This window comes from Pseudomonas fluorescens group sp. PF-69 (assembly GCF_054481235.1).
Genome location: NZ_JBTMNC010000001.1, coordinates 4,477,127 through 4,500,657, shown reverse-complemented (window position 1 = coordinate 4,500,657; position 23,531 = coordinate 4,477,127). Strand labels below are relative to the sequence as shown.

At 62.0% G+C, this 23,531-nt stretch carries 20 protein-coding genes and 1 pseudogene; 15 read left to right on the top strand and 6 right to left on the bottom strand.

Translation table 11 applies throughout. The features are described 5' to 3' along the window. Nucleotides 1–74: 74 nt before the first annotated feature. Together ACX3YF_RS21235 and ACX3YF_RS21230 are read left to right on the top strand one after the other, a co-directional pair. Complete coding sequence (locus tag ACX3YF_RS21235) at nucleotides 75–1,253, top strand: GGDEF domain-containing protein (RefSeq protein ID WP_458974207.1); 1,179 nt, start codon at nucleotides 75–77, stop codon at nucleotides 1,251–1,253. 94 nt (nucleotides 1,254–1,347) lie between these two features. Then, a pseudogene (locus ACX3YF_RS21230) lies at nucleotides 1,348–1,518 on the top strand (arylsulfatase); the annotation flags it as partial. A gap of 100 nt (nucleotides 1,519–1,618) precedes the next feature. Here ACX3YF_RS21230 and ACX3YF_RS21225 read toward each other — a convergent pair. The 5 genes from ACX3YF_RS21225 to ACX3YF_RS21205 form a co-directional block, all read right to left on the bottom strand. Next, the gene (locus ACX3YF_RS21225) at nucleotides 1,619–2,071 is read right to left on the bottom strand and encodes a hypothetical protein (protein ID WP_458974206.1); all 453 of its coding nucleotides are present in this window, start codon (nucleotides 2,069–2,071) and stop codon (nucleotides 1,619–1,621) included. Between the two features lie 130 nt (nucleotides 2,072–2,201). Further along, nucleotides 2,202–3,404, bottom strand: coding sequence for an SEL1-like repeat protein (locus ACX3YF_RS21220; protein ID WP_458974205.1), 1,203 nt, complete (start codon nucleotides 3,402–3,404; stop codon nucleotides 2,202–2,204). Between the two features lie 86 nt (nucleotides 3,405–3,490). After that, a complete protein-coding gene (locus ACX3YF_RS21215; protein WP_458974204.1) occupies nucleotides 3,491–5,395 on the bottom strand; it encodes a phospholipase D-like domain-containing protein in 1,905 nt (634 codons plus the stop codon). Continuing rightward, a complete protein-coding gene (locus tag ACX3YF_RS21210) occupies nucleotides 5,392–8,106 on the bottom strand; it encodes a type VI secretion system Vgr family protein (protein ID WP_458974203.1) in 2,715 nt (904 codons plus the stop codon). Before ACX3YF_RS21210 ends, ACX3YF_RS21215 begins: the two co-directional genes overlap by 4 nt. Before the next feature lie 306 nt (nucleotides 8,107–8,412). After that, nucleotides 8,413–9,369: a threonine dehydratase gene (locus tag ACX3YF_RS21205; protein WP_448646869.1), complete on the bottom strand. Its 957-nt coding sequence runs from the start codon at nucleotides 9,367–9,369 to the stop codon at nucleotides 8,413–8,415. 105 nt (nucleotides 9,370–9,474) lie between these two features. On the opposite strand from ACX3YF_RS21205, the gene ACX3YF_RS21200 reads away from it, so the two are divergent. Next, nucleotides 9,475–10,266, top strand: a complete 792-nt coding sequence (locus tag ACX3YF_RS21200; RefSeq protein ID WP_458974202.1) for a helix-turn-helix transcriptional regulator — start codon at nucleotides 9,475–9,477, stop codon at nucleotides 10,264–10,266. 27 nt (nucleotides 10,267–10,293) lie between these two features. On the opposite strand, the gene ACX3YF_RS21195 is transcribed toward ACX3YF_RS21200, so the two are convergent. Continuing rightward, complete coding sequence (locus ACX3YF_RS21195; RefSeq protein ID WP_130207139.1) at nucleotides 10,294–10,881, bottom strand: eCIS core domain-containing protein; 588 nt, start codon at nucleotides 10,879–10,881, stop codon at nucleotides 10,294–10,296. A 280-nt stretch (nucleotides 10,882–11,161) separates the two neighbouring features. Here ACX3YF_RS21195 and ACX3YF_RS21190 point away from each other — a divergent pair, with 280 nt between their 5' ends. The 12 genes from ACX3YF_RS21190 (at nucleotide 11,162) to ACX3YF_RS21135 (ending at nucleotide 23,529) form a co-directional block, all read left to right on the top strand. Then, complete coding sequence (locus ACX3YF_RS21190) at nucleotides 11,162–11,671, top strand: hypothetical protein (RefSeq protein ID WP_239142520.1); 510 nt, start codon at nucleotides 11,162–11,164, stop codon at nucleotides 11,669–11,671. A 264-nt stretch (nucleotides 11,672–11,935) separates the two neighbouring features. Next, entirely contained in the window at nucleotides 11,936–12,652 is a 717-nt protein-coding gene (locus tag ACX3YF_RS21185) for a glycosyltransferase family 25 protein (protein ID WP_458974201.1), read from the top strand. 231 nt (nucleotides 12,653–12,883) lie between these two features. After that, nucleotides 12,884–14,290 carry an aldehyde dehydrogenase family protein gene (locus ACX3YF_RS21180; protein WP_130207133.1) on the top strand — a complete coding sequence of 469 codons (1,407 nt, stop codon included), beginning with the start codon at nucleotides 12,884–12,886 and terminating at the stop codon, nucleotides 14,288–14,290. Nucleotides 14,291–14,443: 153 nt separating this feature from the next. After that, entirely contained in the window at nucleotides 14,444–15,115 is a 672-nt protein-coding gene (locus tag ACX3YF_RS21175; protein WP_458974200.1) for a GntR family transcriptional regulator, read from the top strand. Between the two features lie 114 nt (nucleotides 15,116–15,229). After that, nucleotides 15,230–16,162, top strand: a complete 933-nt coding sequence (locus ACX3YF_RS21170) for a 4-hydroxyproline epimerase (protein WP_458944925.1) — start codon at nucleotides 15,230–15,232, stop codon at nucleotides 16,160–16,162. Further along, nucleotides 16,159–17,274, top strand: a complete 1,116-nt coding sequence (locus ACX3YF_RS21165; protein ID WP_458974199.1) for an NAD(P)/FAD-dependent oxidoreductase — start codon at nucleotides 16,159–16,161, stop codon at nucleotides 17,272–17,274. The genes ACX3YF_RS21170 and ACX3YF_RS21165 overlap by 4 nt, the downstream gene beginning before the upstream one ends. Further along, nucleotides 17,267–17,503: a (2Fe-2S)-binding protein gene (locus ACX3YF_RS21160; protein ID WP_130207127.1), complete on the top strand. Its 237-nt coding sequence runs from the start codon at nucleotides 17,267–17,269 to the stop codon at nucleotides 17,501–17,503. Before ACX3YF_RS21165 ends, ACX3YF_RS21160 begins: the two co-directional genes overlap by 8 nt. Then, the gene (locus ACX3YF_RS21155; RefSeq protein WP_458974198.1) at nucleotides 17,500–18,756 is read left to right on the top strand and encodes an FAD-dependent oxidoreductase; all 1,257 of its coding nucleotides are present in this window, start codon (nucleotides 17,500–17,502) and stop codon (nucleotides 18,754–18,756) included. The genes ACX3YF_RS21160 and ACX3YF_RS21155 overlap by 4 nt, the downstream gene beginning before the upstream one ends. A 71-nt stretch (nucleotides 18,757–18,827) precedes the next feature. After that, nucleotides 18,828–19,577, top strand: coding sequence for an AraC family transcriptional regulator (locus tag ACX3YF_RS21150; protein WP_458974197.1), 750 nt, complete (start codon nucleotides 18,828–18,830; stop codon nucleotides 19,575–19,577). Between the two features lie 689 nt (nucleotides 19,578–20,266). Next, nucleotides 20,267–21,085, top strand: a complete 819-nt coding sequence (locus ACX3YF_RS21145) for an ABC transporter substrate-binding protein (protein ID WP_458974196.1) — start codon at nucleotides 20,267–20,269, stop codon at nucleotides 21,083–21,085. A 10-nt stretch (nucleotides 21,086–21,095) separates the two neighbouring features. After that, on the top strand, nucleotides 21,096–22,871 hold the full coding sequence (gene lhpI / locus ACX3YF_RS21140; protein ID WP_458974195.1) for a cis-3-hydroxy-L-proline dehydratase: 1,776 nt from the start codon (nucleotides 21,096–21,098) through the stop codon (nucleotides 22,869–22,871). Beyond that, nucleotides 22,864–23,529, top strand: a complete 666-nt coding sequence (locus ACX3YF_RS21135; protein WP_130207111.1) for an amino acid ABC transporter permease — start codon at nucleotides 22,864–22,866, stop codon at nucleotides 23,527–23,529. Before lhpI ends, ACX3YF_RS21135 begins: the two co-directional genes overlap by 8 nt. The last annotated feature ends 2 nt before the right edge of the window (nucleotides 23,530–23,531 follow it).

Sequence of the window (23,531 nt, the reverse complement as noted above, 5' to 3'; positions counted from 1 at the left end):
TACCGAACCTGCGAAAAATCCGCCCAAACGCTTACAATCGCCCCCTTCAACGCAAATCAGCAGGCCACAAGGCTATGGCGCTCGACCCTCCCACAATGTTGGCCCTCTCGATCGCCCTCGCGGCGGCCGCCGCCCTGTATCTGGCGGTCGAGTGGCGCAGCATCCGTGAATCTTCGCTGCTGTTCTGGAGCGCGGGTTTTGCCACGATCAGCGTGGGATCGACGCTCGCCTTGCTGCGCATGAGTGGCCTTGTGTTGATTGGCATCTGGTTTGCCAACGGCCTGCTGGTCATGGCCCACTGGTTGTTCCTGATGGGGGTGGCACGCTTCACCCGCATACGCCTGTCTCGCGCCTGGTGGCTGATCGTCGTCGCCTGGTTTGCGCTGCTGGCACTGCCGGATGACCCCTCGTGGTCGAAGATCATGCTGGTGGCCAATTCGTTGCTGGTGGCGCTGCCGACGCTTTGGGCCAGTTTGCTTTTGCGTCCCCATGGCAAGTCATTGAGCGTGGGCGCGGCACAGCTGCGCTTTGTGCTGTTGATCCATGGGCTGTTCTATGTGGCCAAGGCCATCTCGGTGGTTATTCCGGGCACGCTGATTGATCTGGCGGCCTTGCGTGGCGAGATCATCCAGATTTCGCTGGTCGAAGGCGCCATGGCGATCATGCTGATCGCCCTCTCGATGACCGGGACCGAACGCCACCGGCGGGAGGAGCGGATTGCCCGGCTGGCCGAACGCGATCCGTTGACCGCCCTGTACAACCGCCGCGCCCTGGAAGTACGGGCACCCCGCCTGTTGGCTGAAGTCTCGAGCGCTCGCCCCGGTGCCCTGCTGTTGATCGATATCGACAACTTCAAACTGGTCAACGACCTCTACGGCCACACCGCAGGCGACCGCCTGCTCGTCGCCCTGAGCGAGATGATTCGTACGGTATTGCCGGAGGGGGCACTGGCGGCCCGGCTGGGCGGAGACGAGTTCGTCATCCTGCTGAACGACGCTTCGAATGCGCGCATCGTGGAATTGGGCAACACCCTGCGCGACCGCTTTCACAGCACGGCCTCACAAACCTTCGCCACGCCCGAAGCGGTGACCCTGAGCATCGGCGCCGACCTGTTCGACCATCCGCCCTCCAGCCTGGCGGCATTGATCGAACAAGGCGATGCGGCGCTTTACGAGTCCAAGCGTGGCGGACGCAACAGCATCCGCCTGGTGGATCGAACCCTGCAAGCTACGAGCCCGGCATCAGGCCCGTGACTGCCGGGCTCAAGCCACTTGCATCAGCTTCGCATAAGCCTGCAGGTGGTGATCATCGTCACCAAACTGGCGAGCAACCATCAGCAGATGCCTGAAGAACTCTTACCTGTTGGCAGCGGGCGTGGCCAAGGCGGCGAGATTCCTGCAGACCTTCGTCGAGTACCCACCGAGCCAGAAACCGGCCAGCTTCAGCATCGACCAGATTCGCGCGGCGGTGGATACCAAAATCGCTGAAAAAATGAAAACTGCACCGACTGCACAGTAAGACTGCTTGACCGCCGCTCGCCCTCACCGGCGAGCGGACTTCTTTTAAAAGTGTGAATGCAATCCCTGAACTGTCTGGTGCCACCCATACTTCAATTCACTTAACCACTGACCGACTTACCTTGGCTGCACATGATTTCGTTGTCGTTGGTCAGTGTTTGGTTAACGTTACGACCGGTGACCTCCAATACCTTTCCGTCTTGTGAATACATAACCTCGACATGCCCATCACCCAAAAAATCCACGCGATAAATCCGTCTCTGATCCTCAGTTCGCACTGCAAATGACTCGATCTCGGACAAATCCCGGATACCTACCGATTTGGCGACAAGATTTTCGATGGTTATTTCACCGTCAATCATGCTTATCGTTGCCCCGTCTGGACGAGTAACCCTCACTCCGCCCTCAATCCGCTCCACGAAGTTTCCATAAGAATGAGCTTCAATAAAATTGCCGTCGTGGTCTAACTGAATAATGCTTTCACCTACCAATTCAGGCTCTGGAGGGATTGAGTCAAACGCTATCGTCACATCGTCTTTTTTATTTTTGCTCATTGTGTTGCTCCATTTAATTGCCAGAATTGGCGGTTCCATTAATGAATTGTGCCGACGTATCGAAGTTGCTCAGATGGTGGATGCATCACACCCAATCAGCAACGAACTCAATACCAGGATCAAACAATGCTCAAGCTTCACCAAGTAGGCGCCATTCAATGTTTTCTTCCTCGACGGTGAATCGATCAGCGAGCAGGAATCGGCTATGCCGATGCCGGACGTTAAGGGTCGGCATGATCTCGCCCTTCTCGAAACGCCGGGGCTCGCCTTTTTCCAGGTACGACCCTTGGCCGGCAATGCGTTCCGCCTGCCAGTAACCGGTATGCGTACAGGCTTGCCCGCTGGTGCAGGTCGGTCGTTTGATGTAGTCGATCTCTATAAAGGCCGAGGAACCCGGCATGGGCCGGCCAGTGGCGGGTTCGAGGCCTTTGGCCTTGGCCAGTTGGCGAATCAGTGCTTCGCTGGGCTTCTCGGGCGGGACATTGGCCAGGCGTTCTTCGAGCCATTGCAGTTTGCCGTCCCAGGCGGGTAACGGGGCGGGTGGCAGCGGGAGGATCTCGTTGATCTCGGGCACTTTGGGATTGGCGTAGGAGTATCCATAGAGGATTTTCTGGATTTTTTCGTAGCGGTCGGCGCGTTCGAGGTCTTCCTGTTGGCCCAGGTAGTACAGCCGGTCATCCGGCTCCGGACCACGGAAGCCCTTGCTTAGAAAAGAAGTCGAAGTGCTGTCACCGGCCGCAGCGCCAAGTTGGAATGCTTCAAGTGCCCCCCGATAATGCCCATCTGTCGACAAGTCAACACCTAGGTCGGAGGCTGCATCACCGTGTCCCTGCTCGGCTGCACAGCGGCGCATCTGCCGGGCAATGTCCGGCGCAATGTCGATCGGCGCCAACTTGTCTGCGACATACGCTTGAGCCAGCGCACTACCTTCATCAGCGGCTTTGCGGTAGTAACGTAGCGCCATTTCGTGATCTTGCTGCAACCCAGCCACGCCGTGCTGCAGGTAGATGCCGACAAAGTAATAGCCCGTCGCCACGCCCGCGTTGATCAGTTGTTCACTCATGCGAAAACTCTCTTCACCGCGAAGTCCGAAATACCCGCGCATGGCACCGTTCTGCAGATTGATATTGGCCTTGTAATGCCCGTTCTCACTGGCGATGCGGTACAAGCGCTCGATCTCCGCATCAACGGTTTTGTCCTGCTTGAGCTGGTTATTCTTTTGCAACCAGCGTGCGTATTTGAACAGGACATCGGTCTCGGAGGATGGCGTGGGAATCTGCTCGTGCATACAGGTGAAGGCCATATTGGCCTTGGCTTCAGTTAAAGGATTCAAGGGCGTTTCCTTGGTCGAAGTAGAAGTTGGATTACTGGTATCGCAGGCGACCAGCAGTAGATATGAGAGCAACAAGACCCGACGCATTAGTCGAGGTCCGACAGATTGGATTCGCCGTAGTGGAACTCGACAAGCGGGGCGAAGGGAGTCGATTTGTCCGATTGAAATTTTTTATTTTTCTTGAGGATTTCTCCCCACGCTTCGAACGCCTTTTTCGGATCATCCTGCGCGCCCAATCCATTCGTATGCATCTCCCACAACCGCCGCCGCATCGCCTGCGTCACACTCGCCCATTCATGGGCAATGTTCAGTTCGCTATCCACCTGCATGCTGCGGGTGTTGATGTTGGCCGAGCCGTGAGTGGTGAACACATCGTCAACGATCATCAGCTTGGAATGGATGTACACCTCCATCCATTTTTTGCCTGCGGGTGAGTCGGGGGCGACCAGTGAGCACACGTGGACTTTCAGACCGGGTAGTTCCGAAAGTTGGACAAAAGTCTCTATCTCGATTGCCTCGATTTGGCTCTGGAGTGCGGCTTTGCGCGATTGGTTGTTCACGGCTTTGCGCCACTGATCGTCCTTGGCCTCGTCGCTGAGATGGGTTCCGCCCAATGCGTCAGTGAGTTTCGTCAGCGTGACCAAGGCATGCTGTTCAAGACGTTCGCTCAGACTGGATTCCAGTGCAGCGGCTTCAACTTTTGCCTTTTCAATCCGCCGTAACTTGGTGATTTCAGGCATGGTATGACCACGCCCGAGGCTCTCGAGCATGCGCTGGGTATTCACGGTGCCGGAGCCTATGCCAGCTGAGCTTGCATTGGTGACCACAAACAGGTGCAAGGGGCCGTGTATGGCGGGGTCGCGTCCGGCCTTGGTCTGGCCGGCGGCGACGGCCTTGATCAATTCGGCCAGGGGTGGCCAGCGGAAATACTGGTTTTCGATGTAAATGAATTGGGTCGCGTTGTTGACGGCTTGCAGGTAAAGCTTCTCGATATCGCGCTTGCCCTCCTGGGCCTGGGTGCGCAGGATCTGCGCGATCTGCCGGGTCGTGCCCGGCGTGCATTGCAGTTGCGGCCCTACCTCTTTGGCTTGGCGCACATCGAGCAAGTTCTCGCCGGTTTCCTTGCGCCAGGCGCTGGCAAAGTTGTGGTGCAGGTGTTCCAGGATCGGCCCGCTGACCTGGCTTGAGATGTCCTGGCGTGGGGTATCACCACGCGGCCCCTTGTTGGGGGCCGGCTTGGTGTCCTTGTCACGGTTCACCGCCAAATGGTCATTGGTGTCCCAGTACTCATCGAGCATGTTGTGACCCATCACGAAACCGACGGCACGGTCCGGCAGTTCATAATCGACGAGAACGGTTTTTTGATGATGGGTCGCTGTTGCGGCCAGGATGAATTGCGTGGTGGCGCTGACCTGCGGGTCGAGACTTTTGTACATCGCCTGATGGGCTATCTCGGCCCTTTCAAACACGCTGAAACCGCGACTGACGAACACTGGCGTGTTGCGAGCCGCCAGAATCGCAGGGGCCATGTTGTCGGCAAGTGCACAGTTGGCAAACCACTGGCGGTCGAAAGCATATTGCTCATCCGTTGAGGGTTGCATCTCCCGATCCTTGTATCGGAAGGGGCCTTTACCGGGCAGGTTGGCCTCTCCAGCTTTGCCTGCGGTATTGAATGGCATCTCCCACCCCAGTATCCGAACCTTGACGCCCTCTTTGGCCTTGGCCTTCAATAGCTCGCCGATGCACGGCGCTTTGCGATCGCGAATGAAATACATCGACGGCTGGAAGCCCCAGCAGATGATGTCGACCGTTGCCTTGGCCTTTGAAATGGCCAAATGCACGGCCCGAAACGCCTCCTCTCCGTTGATCAACGGTTGATAAGTCGCCATGGCGGGTGGGTATTCGGTATCGCGCACGTACCATGGCGGAGTACAGGTCACCTCTTGGGTGTGCTGGAATGCGACCGGTGTGACGATCTCGTATTGGCTCATGGTGTTTTCCCTTCCTGATCACTGGCGCCTTCCATCACCGTGGCATACAGGCCGCGGTGATCCGTGTGCGATGCGGGTTGGCTCACCTCGGCGTGGGCTTGCGAGGCGTGGTTGTGCAAACCGCGATTGGCCAGATGCGCCTGTTCAGCGTTGCGGTAGTCGGTAGGCACCGGAATCTGGTAGGTCACCCCGTTGGCCATGACCAACCGGTAGCCCCGTGTCACGACCTGATGATCGATCAGCAATTGCCCGGAAGCGTCCAGCACGCCTTGCTTGAGCTCGGCGCCGTCGGCGTACAGCGTGTAAGGCATGCCTGCCCAGACTTGGTGGTTGGCGTTGGGGGCTGGCGACAGGTTGAATCGCAGGGTTTGTTTGGACAGGCTTGCCGGATAGTCCGGGTGCGCGGCGGTCATACTGGCCGCACCGCTGTAGGCGAAATGCGCGGCCTTGACCTTGTGATCCCCCGCCGTACCCGATTCGATGCCGACCCCGTCCAGCGTGAAGTAACTGCCACCGCCATTCAGAACGATTTTTTTCTTCGCCGTGATGCGGATTTCGTCCTCGGCGCTGGTGATGTCCAGACCATGCCGCGCCATCAACTCCAACTTGTCGTTTTGCGCCTGGATCTGCACCGCGCCCTGGTTGGCGATCAGCTTGATGCCCAGCTTGCGCACGAACAGGCTCAAGCCCTGGCCCACGCCGATGAACAGGCGCTTGACCACGCTGAGGTCCGCTTGGCCGCCGGCGTTGAGCATCAGGTTGTGCTGCGCCGCCAGTTGCAGGTGCTGGCCGCTGGTGAGGGCGATGCCCTTGGGGGCGCTGAGCAGCAGGACCGAGGCTTTGAGTTCATCCAGTTGTTCGCGCAGCAGTTGTATTTGCGCGGCCACGTCCGCCGGTTCGGCGCTGGCGGCCTGGGCGTCGACCGAGAGTTGTTGCAGTTGTTCGCCGGCCTGTTGCAGACGGTCCACGGCGCTGGCCATTTCGAGCGCCGGGCCTTGCGCCTTGGGCTGTCCATCGGCACTGATAAAAATCCCCTTGCCTGCGCGAATCGCCCCCCAATCATCCGTCCTCAGCTCAAACCCTTCCCCGCGCTTGTGCTTCTTCGCATCCACCAGATGCCCCAGGTTCAGCTGGCTCTTGCCGCCATACTCAGTGCTGAGCTTGACGTGCTCCTGGCCGCGCCGATCCTCCATGCGCAGCTTGTTGTTGGCCGGGGTGCGCAGCACGTTGCGGGTGTAGTCGCGCTTGGCCAGGGTGACGTGATCGGGGTGCTGATTGTCGTGCAGGGCGTGGGCGATGTAGGGGCGGTCGGGGTCGCCTTGTTCGAAGGCGATGGCCACTTCGGTGCCGGCAATCAGCGGCAGGTGCAGGCCGTGGGTGTCGCCGGCGTAGGCGCGTGCCTGGCGCAGCCACATGCTTTCCTGACCGGGTTTCCAGGTGTCGCGGTCGAACAGGAAGTTGACCCGGTAACGCCCTTCGAGGTCGATTTCGGCGTAGGGGTCGTTGGCCTGGGGGTTGGTGACGCGCGCCGGGACGGTGCCGGCGATTTGCGGTTTGTCCATCAGCGGCGGCCGAAAGCAGATGGTCTCGGCATAGGGCATGGCCTCGAAGCGGGCTTCGAAGCTGCGGTCGCGGGCGGCGCGGGTGACCAGTCGGGTGATGACCGCACCGGGGGCGAAGGCCTGGGGCGCGCCGCCGGCGATTTTCAGGACCTGGCCGGGCGCCAGGGTGGCGCTGCTGCTGACGCCACTGAGCAGGGTCTGGTCGTTGAGGTAGCGTTCGTGGCGCAGGCGCGCATAGAAGTAGCCGCTTTCGCTTTGCAGGTCCTCGTCCTGGAGGTAGGCGTTGCCCAGTTCGCGGTAGCCTTCGGCGTAGAGGTAGGCCTCGCCGTAGGTGGTGGTGGCGCCACGGGTCTGGTCGACGTCGCCGTCGAGGTAGGCGTGGGCATCGCGGTGGTGATAGGCGCGGACGTTGACCTGCCGTTCCACCACCTGATGGCGGGTTTGCAGGTCCCAGACGCCGTCCTCGTCGCTGCTGCTCAGGCCGGCGGGCGGATGGTGCGGCAGGCGCACATCGAACTGGTAGCCGCGCTGGTCGTCGCAGAACTCCACCACGTCGATGCGCAGGCGCTCGTCGCTGGTGAAGCGGTACCAGATGCCGACGTCGGCCAGCAGCCGGCTGATGAAAGTCAGGTCGCTCTCGTTGTACTGCATCACCTGCTCGCGCCTGGGGTACTCGCGCACCAGACGAAAGATGAAATCCTGGCCCCGGAAGCCATGGCGGCTGCGCAGGATGCCCTCGACGATTTCCGGCACCGATTGCTGCTGGTAGATGCGGTACTGCCGGCCGCGATCGAGCAGGGCGAGGCGCGGTTGCAGGGTGATTTCGTAACGCGCTTCGTCCACCGACGCGGACAAGCGCTTGAAGCCACTGACCACGCCAAACACGGTGCGCAACGGCTTGACCTCGGGCAGGCTCAGCCCCGGCAAGGGCTTGATCGGCGGCGCGTGCAGGCTGAAACGCGCGTCCTGGCCGAGCAGTTGCGGGGCGCCGAGGTCGAGGTCGCTGCTGGTGAATTCGATGGTGTAGAGGAAGGGCTCGCTCAGGCGTTCCTGGCCTTCGAAGGCGAGCACATAGAGGGTGGCCTTGAGGTCGCGGACCTGGAGTTTGTGGCGGCTGTGGTCGAAGAAAATACGCGGGGCGATTTGCAAAATTCAGACCTCCCTGGCCTGTTTGAGGTGCACGGGGAGGCATTTTTTCCACCCTCGTTCAAGCGCGTGACAGCTTTCACGAAGGGGATACGGGTTGAAATAGGAGGTTTCCGAGGGTGGTGTAGGAGGCTTCCGTATCTAGATGCGCCGGGGCTGTAGGCGTTTTCCTAGCCTTGCCGGAAGGCAGCTTCTGACAGCGATAAGCCGTTCGGGCAGAGGGGCACTAACATCCGAGCCACCCCGCGCAAACAGAAAATCAAAAGACCGAAGCCTGCGGCAGCGTCTACAGGGGGAGTGCGTGATGAGTCACCCAATCACCCTGGCATACACCGCACGATCAACATTCCCGCCCGACAGCACCACGCCGACCTTTTTTCCCGCCATCGCTTCACGTTCCTGCATCAGCGCTGCCAGGGCCGCCGCGCCGGCGCCTTCTGCGAGGTTGTGGGTATCGGTGTAATACACGCGCATGGCCTCGGCGATCTCATCCTCGCTGACGGAGACGATTCGCGCCGCGGCCGCCCCGTAGATATCAAAGGCGGCGGGCACCGGTTTGCGCACGGCCAGGCCGTCGGCGAAGGTGTTGGCCGTGGCAGTTTCGAGGATTTCTCCGGCTTCAAAGGATAATTTGGCCGCCGCTGCCTCGGTGGACACCACGCCCACCACCCGGGTGTTGAGACCCAACGCATCACGGGCGGCGATCACCCCGCAGATCCCCGAGCCACAGCCAATTGGCACGTAAACCGTATCCAGATCCGGTGCGGCCTTGAACAGCTCCAGCGCATAAGTGGCCACGCCCTTGACCAGCTCGTCATGGAACGGCGGCACCAGGTACAGGCCATGCGCTTGCGCCAGGCGCGCGGCCTCTTCACGGGCCTCATCAAAATCGCGGCCATACTCGACCACTTCGCCGCCAAAGCCGCGCATCGCGTTGTTCTTCTCCAGCGAATTACCTTGCGGCACGACAATCAACGCCCGCAGACCCGACGCGCTGGCCGCCAGTGCCAGGCTCTGGCCATGGTTGCCGCGAGTCGCGCTGACAATCCCCCGCACGTCAGGGTGGATACGTTTGAGCCAGTGCATGAAGGTAATGCCACCACGCACCTTGAATGCACCGGTCGGCGTGTGATTTTCGTGCTTGACCCACACCGTGCAGCCCAGGCGTTCGGCCAGCAAGGGCCACGCGTACTGGGCGGTGGCCGGCATGACCTGGTACACGTGGCGTGCCGCCTGTTCGATATCGTCGCGAGTCAGTCTTTGCATGAGGGGTCTCCCTGAGGTTTTGCCCAGTCTAGACGTGGCTTGATCACCCCGGCTTTCAGAAAACTGACCTGACTTTTGCGCCCCCTGTTCATTACTATGGTGGGCATGAGCCATCGATACCGCCCTCCGCCCCCATCTGAACCGACCCGTCGTGTCGAGGCCGGGCCCTGGGCGATCGAGTTGCTGCCCGGCGCCGCTTACGCGACCCGGTATGTGGCCACCCAATCGGCGATCGGCTTTGCCTTCGACAGCCAGCGAGGACTGCACGCCATCGGCAGCGACCGGGTTTTGCCCTTCGACGCCATGCCCAATGGCCTGGCCTTTGTCCCCGCCGGTTGTGATGTCTTGTCCGAGTCGCCCAAGGGCGGTGAATACCTGCGGGTCATGCGCACCGATGGCCTGCCATTAGTGGGGGACCGCGCCTTCAACAATCGAATCGATCAACAGGCCATGACCCTGGCGCTGCGAATGCGCGCGGCGTTGTTACAGGCATCGGTTGAGGATGACTGGGAAGCCTGGGCGCTCGCCCTGGCTGAACGGACACGCGATCACCAGGCAGGGTCGACGCCCGCCCTGGGCGCCATCACCGCCAGTCGGATGCGGCTGCTCGACGAGTTCATTGACGCCGGTCTCGACGGTCCGCTGGGTGTACAGGCGATGGCGGACTTGCTGGGATTGTCCGAAGGCTATTTCATTCGAGCCTTCAAACACGCAACGGGCAAAAGCCCGCACAGTTACCTGATCGACCGGCGCCTGGCCAAGGCTCGCGCCCTGATGCGCGACTCGACCGCGACACTGGCAGAAATCGCCCACACCTGTGGCTTCAACTCCCAGGCGCACATGACGACCACGTTCAGGCAGCGCCTTGGCGTGAGTCCGGTGCAGTTGCGTCGATAACGCCCCCTCGACGGGCGTCGCGTCTCTTCAGTCAGCCCCTTCCCGCACCGATCGCCGGACCTCAGCCTGCATGGCATAAGCCGGCGCCTCCACCGCATTGAAATCTTGTGTATAGCGCTGGGCAAATCCGTCTACCCCCCATTGCTGAAACTGCTGCACGTGCTTCAGCTCGTGAGCCCAGAGCGCGAGGTTCTGTTCGGCGGATTGGGCATCCCGGAACAGGATGATGTCGATGAGCGTCACGGCCCCGACATCGGGGTTTTGCAGCATGGCAGTGGCGGTGCTGAACTGGCCGTTGTCGCTGACTTTGTAGCGCGCGGCATCGAGGACACCAGGGTCGTACCAGCGCAACAGTTGCTCCCGGATATGCGCTGGAATGGCCTGGACGCCAACGGCGGCTTCAGCGCGCGCTTGGGTCAGCCACAGCGCCAGGGCCGGTGCCGCGACCTGATGGATGTCTTCAGGCAAGGTGCCGAGCAACTGTTCCGGCAGGCAGATGCAGCCGTCCAGACACACTTGTTTTTCGCCCGCTGGGCAAGCGTCGGTCTGGGCTGCCGTTTCAAACGTCAGACATAGCAGCAACAGCGCCAGCAGGCGCGGGATGATGGGTGGCATCGGTGCTCCAGGGGCGGACGCAGCGCAAGCAATGAGTCGCCATCGATCACTGCCCCGCCGCAGACTCAGCGTAGTTGACCCACTCCCGCTCGTGCAAAAGCCGCTGCCAGGGTCAAAAGTTAAGTCTAGACTTCATCGAAGGCAGGTTGCAGCCAGGCTCCGCACCCATAACAAAAAGCCACCCGAAACCCAGGGAGCTCCGACTTTGAAAATGTCATCCATCTGCGCCATGGGGAGCCTGTTGGTTTCGTTCGCGGCTTGCGCCAACGGGATCGTTCCCGTGCTCGACCTGGACTTCACGAGGTCAGCGACTGAAACCCTGAAAAAAATGGGGATCAACGATGCTTGTGTTATCAGAGCCTCAAACCCTGTCTCGTTCACCTACTGCCGTGAAGGATCGTCAACGCTCTGGAAATATCAGGACCTGGACCTGACGCAACTGGCAGCGATCAACGGCGACAAAAAAATGTCCCCGGCGGCGGCCCAGCAAATCAGTGTCCTGGAATTCAATAGCGCGATCTGTGAACACGAGGGTGCCGCGACCCTTGTCAAACCGACGATGGCTCGCTGGCTTGCCTTCAGCCTGCTGGCCCTTTTCGTGCTGCTGGGTTTGCGCTACACCTACCAGACCCTCCGGCCTCGCCGCCATGACCTCAACGCTTGTTCGAATCCCGGCTTACTGCCATTGAACGGAACCCTGCCCCGGTTCAACCCATCGAAAAAAGCCGCAACGGCGCTGGGTATTGCCTTGGCGCTGGCACTCGTGTGCTTCAGCTACCTGGGATTTTGAGCAAGGCCAGCGGTTTTTCGCGCCCCCATAGCCGTCGCGAGCAATAGCCTCGATCCGGATCGGGCGCATGCCCCGAATGCGCACGGAACCGGTTGCCGCCGAGCCCTCTCGCGGTCGCGGCACGCCGGTTCATGAAACCCGAACCCATCGGGAAATGCCGCCTATACTGCAGCCCGGTGTCGATAGAGAAACGGTCAAAATCGCCAGCAATTCTGCCGGTTCCCCATCCTGCCGCCCTGATTGTCTGCCCCAAGGACCTGACAGATGAATGTGATCGACTATTTTGATCGAGCAAGAATCATCAATATCGCGTCGAGGAAGGATCGCCGTCTCGAAACGGAAGAAGAATTCGCTCGCAACGGCTTTCACATAGATGATGAAAAAGTGGGCTTTTTCAAGGCTGTTACGCCAACCGAGGGAGAAGGCTTCCCGAGCGTCGGGGTCAGAGGCTGCTTTTTGAGTCACCTGGGGGTGCTCGAAGAGGCCATGCGCCTGGATTTGAAAAACATCCTGATCCTGGAGGACGACATACAGTTTTCCAGACGCATTTCCCAGTATGGAAAACAGGCCATCGAGTCGCTGGAAGGCATGGACTGGGACATCATCTACTTTGGGCATCCGGTTGAAACGGACTCAAGCATGCCCTCCTGGAAAGTGGTCGACCAACCTATCCATTTGGCCCATTTCTACGCCGTGAACGGCAAGTGCTTCAGCACATTGAGGGATTTTTTATTGCAGATTCTGGAGCGACCGCCAGGACACCCTGACGGCGGTCCGATGCACTATGACGCGGCCCTCAATACCCTTATTCATCAGAACAACGCCATTCGGGCTTACTACTTCACCGCCAATCTCGGCTATCAAAGACCCTCGCGCACAGACCTGCATGAACTGTCCTTCTTTGACAGGGTGTCTGTGCTGCGGCCGGTCATCGGCTTGCTCAGGAAGTTGAAGGCCAGAAACCTGAGAAGGACTCGATAGTGTTCTCTTTCTTCAGCAAAACGCTGGCCCCTTGAGCCATTCGTAAGGACGCGCAAGGCATTGGTGGGGGTGGGAGACAGGTTTTCTCAAAAACTGAACAACCCCCTCTCGATTATTCATTTTTGCAAACACTCATTCAGGATTACCGTGGCGCCAAAGGCTGACAGACCGTCGGCCCGAATCGTAATCAGGCAGGTCGACTGCCTTTTTGTCCCCCACGAGGTAAGCCCCATGTCCGTACAAACCCTGACTGTGCACGCCCCTTACAACGGCGCCGTCGTCGGCCAGGTGGCGGTGTCCACCGAGGCGGATGTCGAACAGGCACTGAGCGTCGCCCACGGGATTTTTCGCGACCGCAGCCAGTGGTTGTCCAAGCCTCAACGCATTGAAATCCTGCAGCGGTCGGCCGAACTGATCGCCGCGCGCAAGCTGGAGATCGCGACCCAGGCGGCCAGCGAAGGCGGCAAGCCGCTGAAGGACTCGATCACCGAAGTCGAGCGTGGCATCGACGGCATCCTGAACTGCATCGAGGTGCTGCGCACCGAGGGCGGTCACGTGATTCCGATGGGATTGAACGCAACTTCGCAGAACCGTGTGGCCTTCACCCAATACGAGCCCATCGGTGTGGTCGCCGCCGTATCGGCGTTCAACCATCCGTTCAATCTGATCGTGCATCAGGTGGTGCCCGCCATCGCCGTCAGTGCCCCAGTGATCGTCAAGCCGGCGGCCAACACCCCGCTCAGTTGCCGGACGCTCCTGCAAATCCTGGCCGAGGCCGGCCTGCCGACTGGCTGGGCGCAGATGGTGCTGCCGACCGATAACGCCGTCACCGGCCGACTGGTCGCCGATCCGCGGGTGGGTTTCTTCAGTTTCATCGGCTCGGCGGCAGTGGGCTGGATGTTGCGCTCGACCCTGGCACCGGGCACTCGCTGCGCGCTGGAACACGGCGGCGTGGCGCCGGTGATCCTCGCGGCAGACGCCGATCTCGATGACGCCCTGCCGCGCATCGCCCGTGGCGGTTTCTGGCATGCCGGCCAGGCCTGCGTCAGCGTGCAACGGATCTTCTGCCATCGCAGCATCGCCGAACAGGTCGCCGGGCGCCTGGGCCAGTTGGGCGATGCCATGGTGGTCGGCGATCCGACCGATATCCGTACCGATGTCGGCCCGCTGATCGCTGAACGTGAAGTGCGTCGCGTGGACCAATGGGTCAATGAAGCCGTCGCCGGCGGGGCCCGTCTGATCTCGGGTGGTCGCGTTCTGGACTACAACGGCTATGCGCCGACCGTGCTGCTCAACCCGCCCATCGATTCGAATGTGATGCAAAAGGAAGTGTTCGGCCCGGTGGTGGCGGTTTACGCCTATGACGATCTGGCCGACGCGATCCAATTGGCCAACGCCCTGCCCTATGCCTTCCAGGCCGCAGTGTTCACCCGCGATCTGGACACCGCCATGCAGTGCTATCAGGACCTCGACGCCACGGCGGTGATGGTCAACGAGAACACGCTGTTCCGCGTCGACTGGATGCCGTTCGCCGGAGCGCGCCTGTCCGGGCATGGCGTGGGAGGCATTCCACACACCATGAAAGAGATGCAGATCGAAAAAATGATGGTCTGGCGCTCCCGGGCGGTTCGCGGCTGATCGAGTCTCGTCGGCCCAGGATTGCCTCTGGTCCGCCTATTCCCGGGCGGACCTGCGGGACGCTTGCAGGCGGGAGCCCGTCGCCGCCAGGCAAGATCAGCGAACGAATTTCGTATACCCTGTCGCTATCTATCAGTCCGAACGACCGCCGCCGTGAACCTACCCAAATTCAACGCTCCCGACCTTGGCAATACGCCTTCGACGTCGGAAATCATCACCCGTCATCTGCGGGACGCGATCGTCGCCGGTCATTTTGCCGAGGATGAGCCGATTCGCCAGGACGACATTGCCCGCCAGTTCAACGTCAGCAAGATCCCGGTGCGCGAGGCGCTCAAGCGGTTGGAGGCCGAAGGGCTGGTGATGTTCCAGCGCAATCGCGGGGCGATGGTCACGCGCATTTCCGACGCGGAACTGGCGCAGATGTTCGAAGTGCGCATGTTGCTCGAAGACAAGGTGTTGCGCCTGGCGATCCCCAACATGACCGAAGAAACCTTCGCCCGCGCCGAGCGTATCTGCCAGGAGTTCATCGGCGAGGACGACGTGGGGCGCTGGGCCGAGCTCAACTGGGAACTGCACGCTTGCCTCTACGAACCGGCGCAACGGCCGTTCCTGGTCAACCTGATTCGTTCGGTCAACGACAAACTGGAGCGTTACCTGCGCATGCAGATGAGCCTGTCGGCGGGCAAGGAACGCGCCGATCATGAGCACCGCGAGATTATCGCGGCGTGCCGTGCCAAGGATGTCGACCTGGCGGTGAAGCTGCTGGACGAACATATCGCCGGGGTCTGCGAAACCCTGTTCAAACACCTGCCTCACGCTCATTGACTGCGGCAATGACTGTGCCGATTTCGTCATCGGCATCGGTTAAATCCATCAAGCCGGCACCCCGCTGTACGGGCCACTCTTTCGGTCACTCAACCGAATGGACGTGGCCCTCCGATGAAACGCATCTCCGTGATCGACTCCCACACCGGCGGCGAACCGACTCGCCTGGTGACCGCCGGTTTTCCTGATCTGGGCACCGGCAGCATGGCTGAACGGCGCCAACGCCTGGCCGAGCAGCATGACCAGTGGCGTGCGGCCTGTGTGCTGGAGCCACGGGGCAGTGACGTGCTGGTGGGCGCCCTGCTCTGCGAACCCGTGGACCCGAGCGCCTGTGCCGGCGTGATTTTCTTCAACAACAGCGGCTATCTGGGCATGTGCGGCCACGGCACCATCGGCCTCGTCGCCTCACTGGCCCACCTGGGCAAAATCGGCCCCGGCGTGCACAGCATCGAAACGCCGGTCGGCACGGTGCAGGCCACCCTGCACGACGACCATTCGGTGAGTGTGCGCAACGTTCCGGCCTACCGTTATCGCCAGGCACTGCAAGTGCAGGTGCCGGGCATCGGTCAGGTGACCGGCGACATCGCCTGGGGCGGCAACTGGTTTTTCCTCATTGCCGATCACGGGCTGCGGGTGGCTGGCGACAACCTTGAGGCCCTGACCGCTTACACCTGCGCCGTTCAACAAGCGCTGCAAGACCAGGGCATTCGTGGCGAAGACGGCGGCCTGATCGACCATGTCGAACTGTTCGCCGCTGACGATCATGCCGACAGCCGCAACTTCGTGCTCTGCCCCGGCAAGGCCTACGACCGCTCACCCTGTGGCACCGGCACCAGCGCCAAACTGGCGTGCCTGGCGGCCGACGACAAGTTGCAGCCCGGCCAGATCTGGCGCCAGGCGAGTGTTATCGGCAGCGAGTTCGAAGGCTCTTTCGAGTGGCAAGGCGAGCGTATCGTGCCGACCATTCGTGGTCGCGCCTTCATCAGCGCCGAGGCCAGCCTGATCATCGAACAGGACGACCCGTTCGCCTGGGGCATCCGCCCGTGAATCGCAGCCATGTGGCCGATGTGATCGTGATCGGCGCCGGCATCATCGGCGCGGCCTGCGCCCAGGCGCTGGCGCGGCGTGGCTTGCAGGTGCTGGTGCTCGACGCCGGGCTGCACGGCGCGACGGCGGCGGGCATGGGCCATCTGCTGGTGCTCGACGACAACCCGGCGGAACTGGCCCTGAGCAATCATTCCCTGCAGCGCTGGCGCGAGCAGGCAGCAGACTTGCCCGACGCCTGCGCGTACCGCAGCAACGGCACCCTGTGGCTGGCGGCCAACGCCGAAGAGATGGCGGTGGCCCACAGTAAATACCTGAACCTGCAAGCCCAGGGCGTGGCTTGTGAACTGGTCGGCGCCAGTGCCTTGCGCCAGCGTGAACCGGAGCTGTCCGAGGGCCTTGAAGGGGGTCTGCTGATCAATGGCGACGGCATTCTGTACGCACCCGCGACGGCCAGCTGGATGCTCGACACACCGAACATCCGCCAGCGCCAGGCGCGGGTCATCGAGGTCGATGGCAACCGGGTTCGACTTGATGACGGTCAGTGGCTGAGTGCCGAAGCCGTGGTGCTGTCCAACGGTATCCAGGCCAATGAACTGTGCCCGGAGCTGCCCATCGAGCCGAAAAAAGGCCACTTGCTGATCACTGACCGCTACCCCGCCACGGTCACCCATACCCTGGTGGAACTGGGTTACGTCACCAGCGCCCATAACGCCAAGGGCCCCTCGACGGCCTGCAATATTCAGCCACGTCCGACCGGGCAATTGTTCATCGGCGCCTCGCGGCAGTTCGGTACCACCGACCCTCAGGTCGAAGGCTGGATGCTGGCGAAAATGCTCAAGCGCGCGGCCCAATACATGCCGGGGTTGGCGCGACTCAATGGCATCCGCGCCTGGACCGGCTTTCGCGCCGCCAGCCCGGATGGCCTGCCACTGGTAGGTCAGCACCCGCAACGCCAGGGCTTGTGGCTGGCAGTCGGTCACGAAGGCCTGGGGGTTACCACAGCCCCCGGCACCGCTGATTTGCTGGTCGCGCAACTGTTCAACGAAACCCCGCCATTGGCCGCTCAACCCTACCTGCCCCAGCGTTTCCTCGGAGAACCCGCCTATGCCTGAATTGATGCTCGACGGCCATGCCCTGAGAGTCGCCGAGGGCACCAGCGTCGCCGCGGCCCTGGCGTTGGGCGGTGACGGTTGCACACGCACTTCGGTCAGTGGTCAACGCCGCGCACCGCTATGCGGCATGGGCATCTGCCAGGAATGCCGGGTAACCATCGACGGTCGACGACGCTTGGCCTGCCAGACCCTTTGCCGTGACGGCATGCAGGTGGAGACACGCCCATGAATGAATATGCCGATCTGTTGATCGTCGGTGCCGGTCCCGCCGGCATGGCCGCCGCATTGGCCGCCGCGCCCAGTGGCGCCCGCATTGTCATGCTCGACGACAATCCGCTGGCGGGCGGACAAATCTGGCGCGACGGTCCACAGGCCAGCGTGCCGGTCCAGGCCCGCCGGTTGCGCGAGCGTGTGCAGTCCCACCGCAACATCCGCCATCACCCCAGCACCCGGGTGATCGCCAATCCCGGTCCGAAACAACTGCTGGTCGAAGACGACGAGCACGGCTGGCCGATCAGCTACGACAAACTGATTCTGTGCACCGGCGCCCGCGAATTGCTGCTGCCCTTCCCCGGCTGGACACTGCCGGGGGTCACCGGGGCCGGTGGTTTGCAGGCGCTGATCAAGGCCGGGCTGCCGGTGCAGGATCAGCGCGTGGTCATCGCCGGCAGCGGGCCGCTGTTACTGGCCAGTGCCGCCACCGCGAAAAAGCACGGGGCCACCCTGCAGTGCATCGCCGAACAAGCCTCGCTCAAGGCCGTCGCCGGTTTCGCGGCGCAACTGCCGCGCTGGCCGAACAAACTGCTGCAGTCGTTCACCCTGTTCGATCGCCACTACCGAACCGGCACCCATGTGCTGGCGGCCCTTGGCAACGACCGACTCGAAGGTGTACGCCTGCACCAGCAAGGCAAGATCGTCGAACTGGCGTGCGACCGGCTGGCCTGTGGTTTCGGTCTGATCCCCAACGTTCAATTAGGTCAGGCCCTGGGTTATGCCCTCGAAGGCCAGGCGTTGGCAGTGGATGCCTGGCAAGCCAGCCGCGTCGATCACTACGCGGCCGGTGAATGCACCGGGTTCGGCGGCAGTGAACTGGCCCTGGTCGAAGGTGCTATTGCCGGCCACGCCGCCATGGGTGACGTCGAAGCGGCCCGACAATTGTGGCCACGCCGGGCACGCTGGCAGGGGTTCGCCAAAGCACTGAACCGGGCATTCGCCCTCGACCCGCGACTCAAGTCGCTGGCCCGTCCCGACACCCTGGTCTGCCGCTGTGAAGACGTGCCCCATGGGGCATTGGCCGGGCACACCGATTGGCGCGCGGCCAAGCTGGCCAGCCGCTGCGGCATGGGCGCCTGCCAGGGGCGCGTGTGTGGCGGCGCGGTACAGCATCTGTTTGGCTGGCAACCCTCGACGCCGCGCCCGCCGTTCAGCCCGGCGCGCATCGAGACCCTGATGTCCCTGGACGATACCCCGCCAGCATCATGACCGCGCCAGGGGTTTCGGCCACGCGGCCGAGCCACTATGATCCCGGGGGTCGCCATCAGGCCCCCAACGCCATGTACCCCTCGCTCACCACCTTCAAGCCCTGCGATTTGCCGACGCTGCTGAACAGCCTCCAGCCGATCGCGCCGCTACTCGACACCCTGTCCGATGTGGTGTTTTTCATCAAGGATCGCGAGGCCCGCTACGCCTTCGTCAACCAGACCCTGGCCCGGCGCTGCGGCTTCAAACACAGCGAGGATCTGCTGGGACGCACCGCCGACATGGTCTTCCCGGAGCACTTCGGTCCGCTGTACACCGAACAGGATCGACGCGTGCTCTCCAGCGGCCGGGTACTGGCCGATCAACTGGAACTGCACCTGTATTTCGGCAACCAGCCGATCTGGTGCCTGACCCACAAACTCGCCCTGTACGATGAGCAGGGGCACATCGTCGGCCTGGCCGGCATTTCCCGCGACCTGCAATCGCCGCAGTCCAATCATCCGGCCTATCAGAAACTTGCCGCCGTGGATTTGCACATCCGCAATCACTTCGCCCAGCCCATCAGCCTCGCCGAATTGACCGCCATCGCCGGCTATTCCGTGGCGCAACTGGAGCGTCATTGCAAACGGGTGTTCCAGCTCACGCCACGGCAGATGATTCACAAGGCGCGCCTGGAAGAGGGATCGCGGTTGTTGCTGCACACCGACCTGCCGATTACCGAGATTGCCTTGCGCTGCGGGTATACCGACCACAGTGCGTTCAGCCGGCAGTTTCGGGCGTTGACCCGTTTGTCGCCGAGTCAGTATCGGGGGGATCGGGGTTAGAGGGTTTCGGGGTTGGAGTCGTGGGCAGATCCGTTTCTTCGGTGATGGCGACTGTTGGTTCCGCCCTGACGGCGGGTCACTTTCGAAGCGCGCGAAAGTAACCAAAGCGCTCTGCCCCTTTCGTTCGGTGCCTCGCTGTGGCTCGGCATGCCAACCCTGCAATCAGGTCGGCTGTCAGGCCGCCTCGCGTTTGCTTTTGATCTTCTTGCCCCCTCGAGAGGCTGAGCGCAGGTTTTGCGCAGTGGGCAACCCGGCATGAATGCCGGGTTAGCCGCCCCCGGCCATGGATGGCCGATGGCGGCGGGCTCACGGAGCAGGACCGGAGCGAAGGCATGCCGAGCCTGGGCGGGGCACCGAACGAAAGGGGCAAGAGCCCTTGGTTACTTGGGGCTTTTCCAAGTGACTCGCCGTCAGGGCGAAACCGCCAGCGGCCGTTACCGCAGAAACGGATAGGTACTCCATGTTTCTTAACGGGGCGTCAGCGCAACCGGTGCTCCCATATGTAACACCGGCCCGAGGGACAACGGCGCACCCCTCCCCACCGTCACGCCCCTGAAACGCCTCTAACCCAAGGCCCAAAAACAATTTCACGACTGAAACTGGAAACAGGCACATTGATTGCTATTGTTAATATCGTATACGAAATCCCCAATACGATATTCAACAGCACTTAACCCAACGAGGCCTCTATGAAAAACCCCGCATTTGCCGTAGCCCTCAGCGCTGTTCTCAGTACTTCCTTCATCGCCACCGCACAGGCCGACAAGCTCGACGACATCATCGGCTCGGGCAAGCTGCGCTGTGCCGTCACCCTGGACTTCCCGCCCATGGGTTTCCGCGATGGGGGCAACAACCCGGCCGGCTTCGATGTGGACTACTGCCGTGACCTGGCGAAGATCCTCGGGGTCGAGGCCGAAGTGGTCGAGACGCCGTTCCCGGACCGCATCCCGGCACTGGTCTCCGGAAGGGCCGATGTGATCGTCGCCTCCACGTCCGACACCCTCGAACGCGCCAAGACCGTCGGCCTCACTGTGCCGTACTTCGCCTTCCAGATGGTGGTGCTGACCCGCGACGATACCGGCATCAATGGCTTTGACGACCTCAAGGGCAAAGCGGTGGGCAATACCAGCGGTACCTATGAGGCCATCGCCCTGGAGAAAGACGTGAAGAACTGGGGCGCCGGCAGTTTCCGTGCTTATCAGTCGCAGAACGACACCTTGCTGGCTGTCGCCCAGGGCCACATCGACGCGACCGTGGTCACCAACACCGTCGCTGCCGCCACGCTCAAGTCGGGTAAATACAAAAATCTGAAAGTCGCCGGTAACGCCCCCTACGTCATCGACTATGTGTCCCTCGGCGCCAAGCGCAACGAGTATGGCCTGCTCAACTACCTCAACCTGTTCGTCAACCAGCAAGTGCGCACTGGTCGTTACAAGGAGCTGTTCGTCAAATGGGTCGGCACCGATATCGCGCCGACCAACCTGACTGTGCCACAGGTTTACTACTAAGGTGCCCGGTATGCCCAGGTCCACTTTTCTGACCGGTCGCAGCCTGGTCGCGGGCGCTGCTCAAGGCGCCCTGTTGTTTGCCGATGTCGGCCTGAGTTTCTGGGGCGGAGTGGACTCCGCCAGTGGCGAGGTCATCGATCGCCACCATCCTCTCAGCGGCGAATACCTGGCCGGTTGTGTGCTGGCGATTCCCAGCGGCCGTGGCTCGTGCACCGGCAGCAGCGTGTTGATGGAGCTGATCAGCAATGGCCATGCACCGGCGGCACTGGTGCTGGCCGAACCCGATGAGATCCTGACCCTGGGCGTGCTGGTGGCTCAGACCATTTTCGAGCGTTCCCTGCCGGTGCTGTGCATCGGCCAGGAGGCCTTCTCCGCCTTGCGCGGCGGGGCTTTCGCCCGGGTCGAGAACACCACGGTGAGCGTGTTCGATCAGCCGCCGGGCGATGCCTGGCAGGCCATCGACAGCCCGTTGCAGACAGATGCAACACACACCTTTGAACTGACCGAACAGGATCAGGCCCTGCTCGGCGGCGAGCAGGGCAAAGCCGCCCAGGTGGCCATGCAGATCGTCCTGCGCATGGCCGAGCTGCAAGGTGCCCGTAGCCTGGTGGATGTCACCCAGGCGCACATCGATGGCTGCATTTACACGGGACCGGCGAGCCTGCGCTTTGCCCGACAGTTAGTGCAATGGGGGGCGAAAGTCCGGGTGCCCACCACCCTCAATTCGATCTCCGTGGACCAGCGCCGTTGGCGCGAGTTGGGCGTCGACCCGGCCCTCGGCGAACCCGCGAGTGCCCTGGGCGATGCCTACATGGCGATGGGCGCACAGCTCAGCTACACCTGTGCGCCCTACTTGCTCGACTCGGCGCCCAAGGCAGGCGAGCAGATTGTCTGGGCCGAATCCAACGCCGTGGTCTACGCCAACAGCGTGCTGGGCGCACGTACCCTGAAGTATCCGGACTACCTCGACATCTGCATCGCCCTGACCGGCCGCGCCCCGCTGATCGGCTGCCATCTGGACGCGCAACGCAAGGCGAGGTTGCAGATCGAGTTGCCGGCCCTCGGTGAGCTGGACGATGCCTTTTACCCGCTGCTCGGTTATCACATCGGTGCGTTGGCCGGCAGCCGCGTGCCGTTGGTGCTGGGCCTGGAAAAGCGCAAGCCGAGCCTGGACGATCTGAAAGCCTTCGGTGCGGCTTTCGCCACCACCTCGGCGGCGCCGCTGTTTCACATCGCCGGGGTGACCCCGGAGGCCATCGACCCGGCACAGGTGCTGGACGCCGGCACACGCATTCCCGTGGAAAAAATCCGCCTGCAGGACTTGATGCTCAGTTGGCGCGAGCTCAACAGCGCCCGTGACCCGCGGGTGGATGTGGTGTCGCTGGGCAACCCGCATTTTTCCCTCGGCGAATTCGCTCACCTGGCGCGGCTGGGCCGGGGTCGGCACAAACACCCGGACGTGGTGCTCGCCATCACCTGCGGGCGTGCGGTACTGGAACAGGCGCGCGAGGCCGGGCATATCGCGGTGATCGAGGCCTTCGGCGCCACCCTGGTCACCGACACCTGCTGGTGCATGCTCGGCGAGCCGGTGATTCCGCCAGACGCGACCACCCTGATGACCAACTCCGGCAAGTACGCCCATTACGCCCCGGGCCTGGTGGGGCGCAAGGTGCATTTCGCCAGCCTGGCCGAATGCGTCGATGCCGCGTGCAGTGCCACGGCCAGCGGGCGACTGCCGGCCTGGCTGCAACCTGCTGCCCAACTGGAGAGCCCCGCGCATGTTTGATTACACCTTCCAATGGCGCTCGGCCCTGCGCGCCCTGCCCGATATGCTCAGCGGCGCCCTGGTCACCTTCGAGACCGCCGCCCTGTCGATGATCTTCGGCGTGCTGATCGCCCTGGCCCTGACGGTCATGCGTGAAGCCAGGCATCCGCTGTTGCGCGGCATCGGCAATGGCTGGGTATCGATTGCCCGCAACACCCCATCGCTGTTCCAGATCTACGTCCTGTACTTCGGCCTCGGCTCGCTGGGCTTGCATGTCAGTTCGTGGCTCGCGTTGCTGGCCGGGATCACCTTCAACAATGCCGGTTACCTGGCGGAAAACTTTCGCGGCGGGCTCAAGGCCGTGCCCCACACCCAGGTGCGTGCCGCACGTTCGCTGGGCATGAGCGCCTTCCAGACCTACCGCATGATCATCGTTCCGCAGTTGCTGCGCATCGTCTTCTACCCGCTGACCAATCAGATGGTCTGGGCGGTGCTGATGACGTCGCTGGGGGTGATCGTCGGGCTGAACAATGACCTGACCGGCGTGACCCAGGAATACAACGTCAAAACCTTCCGCACCTTCGAGTACTTCGCCATCGCGGCAGTGCTGTATTACGCGATTGCCAAGGCGATCGTCGCGACAGCCCGGCTGATGGCCTGGCGGTTGTTCCGTTACTGAGG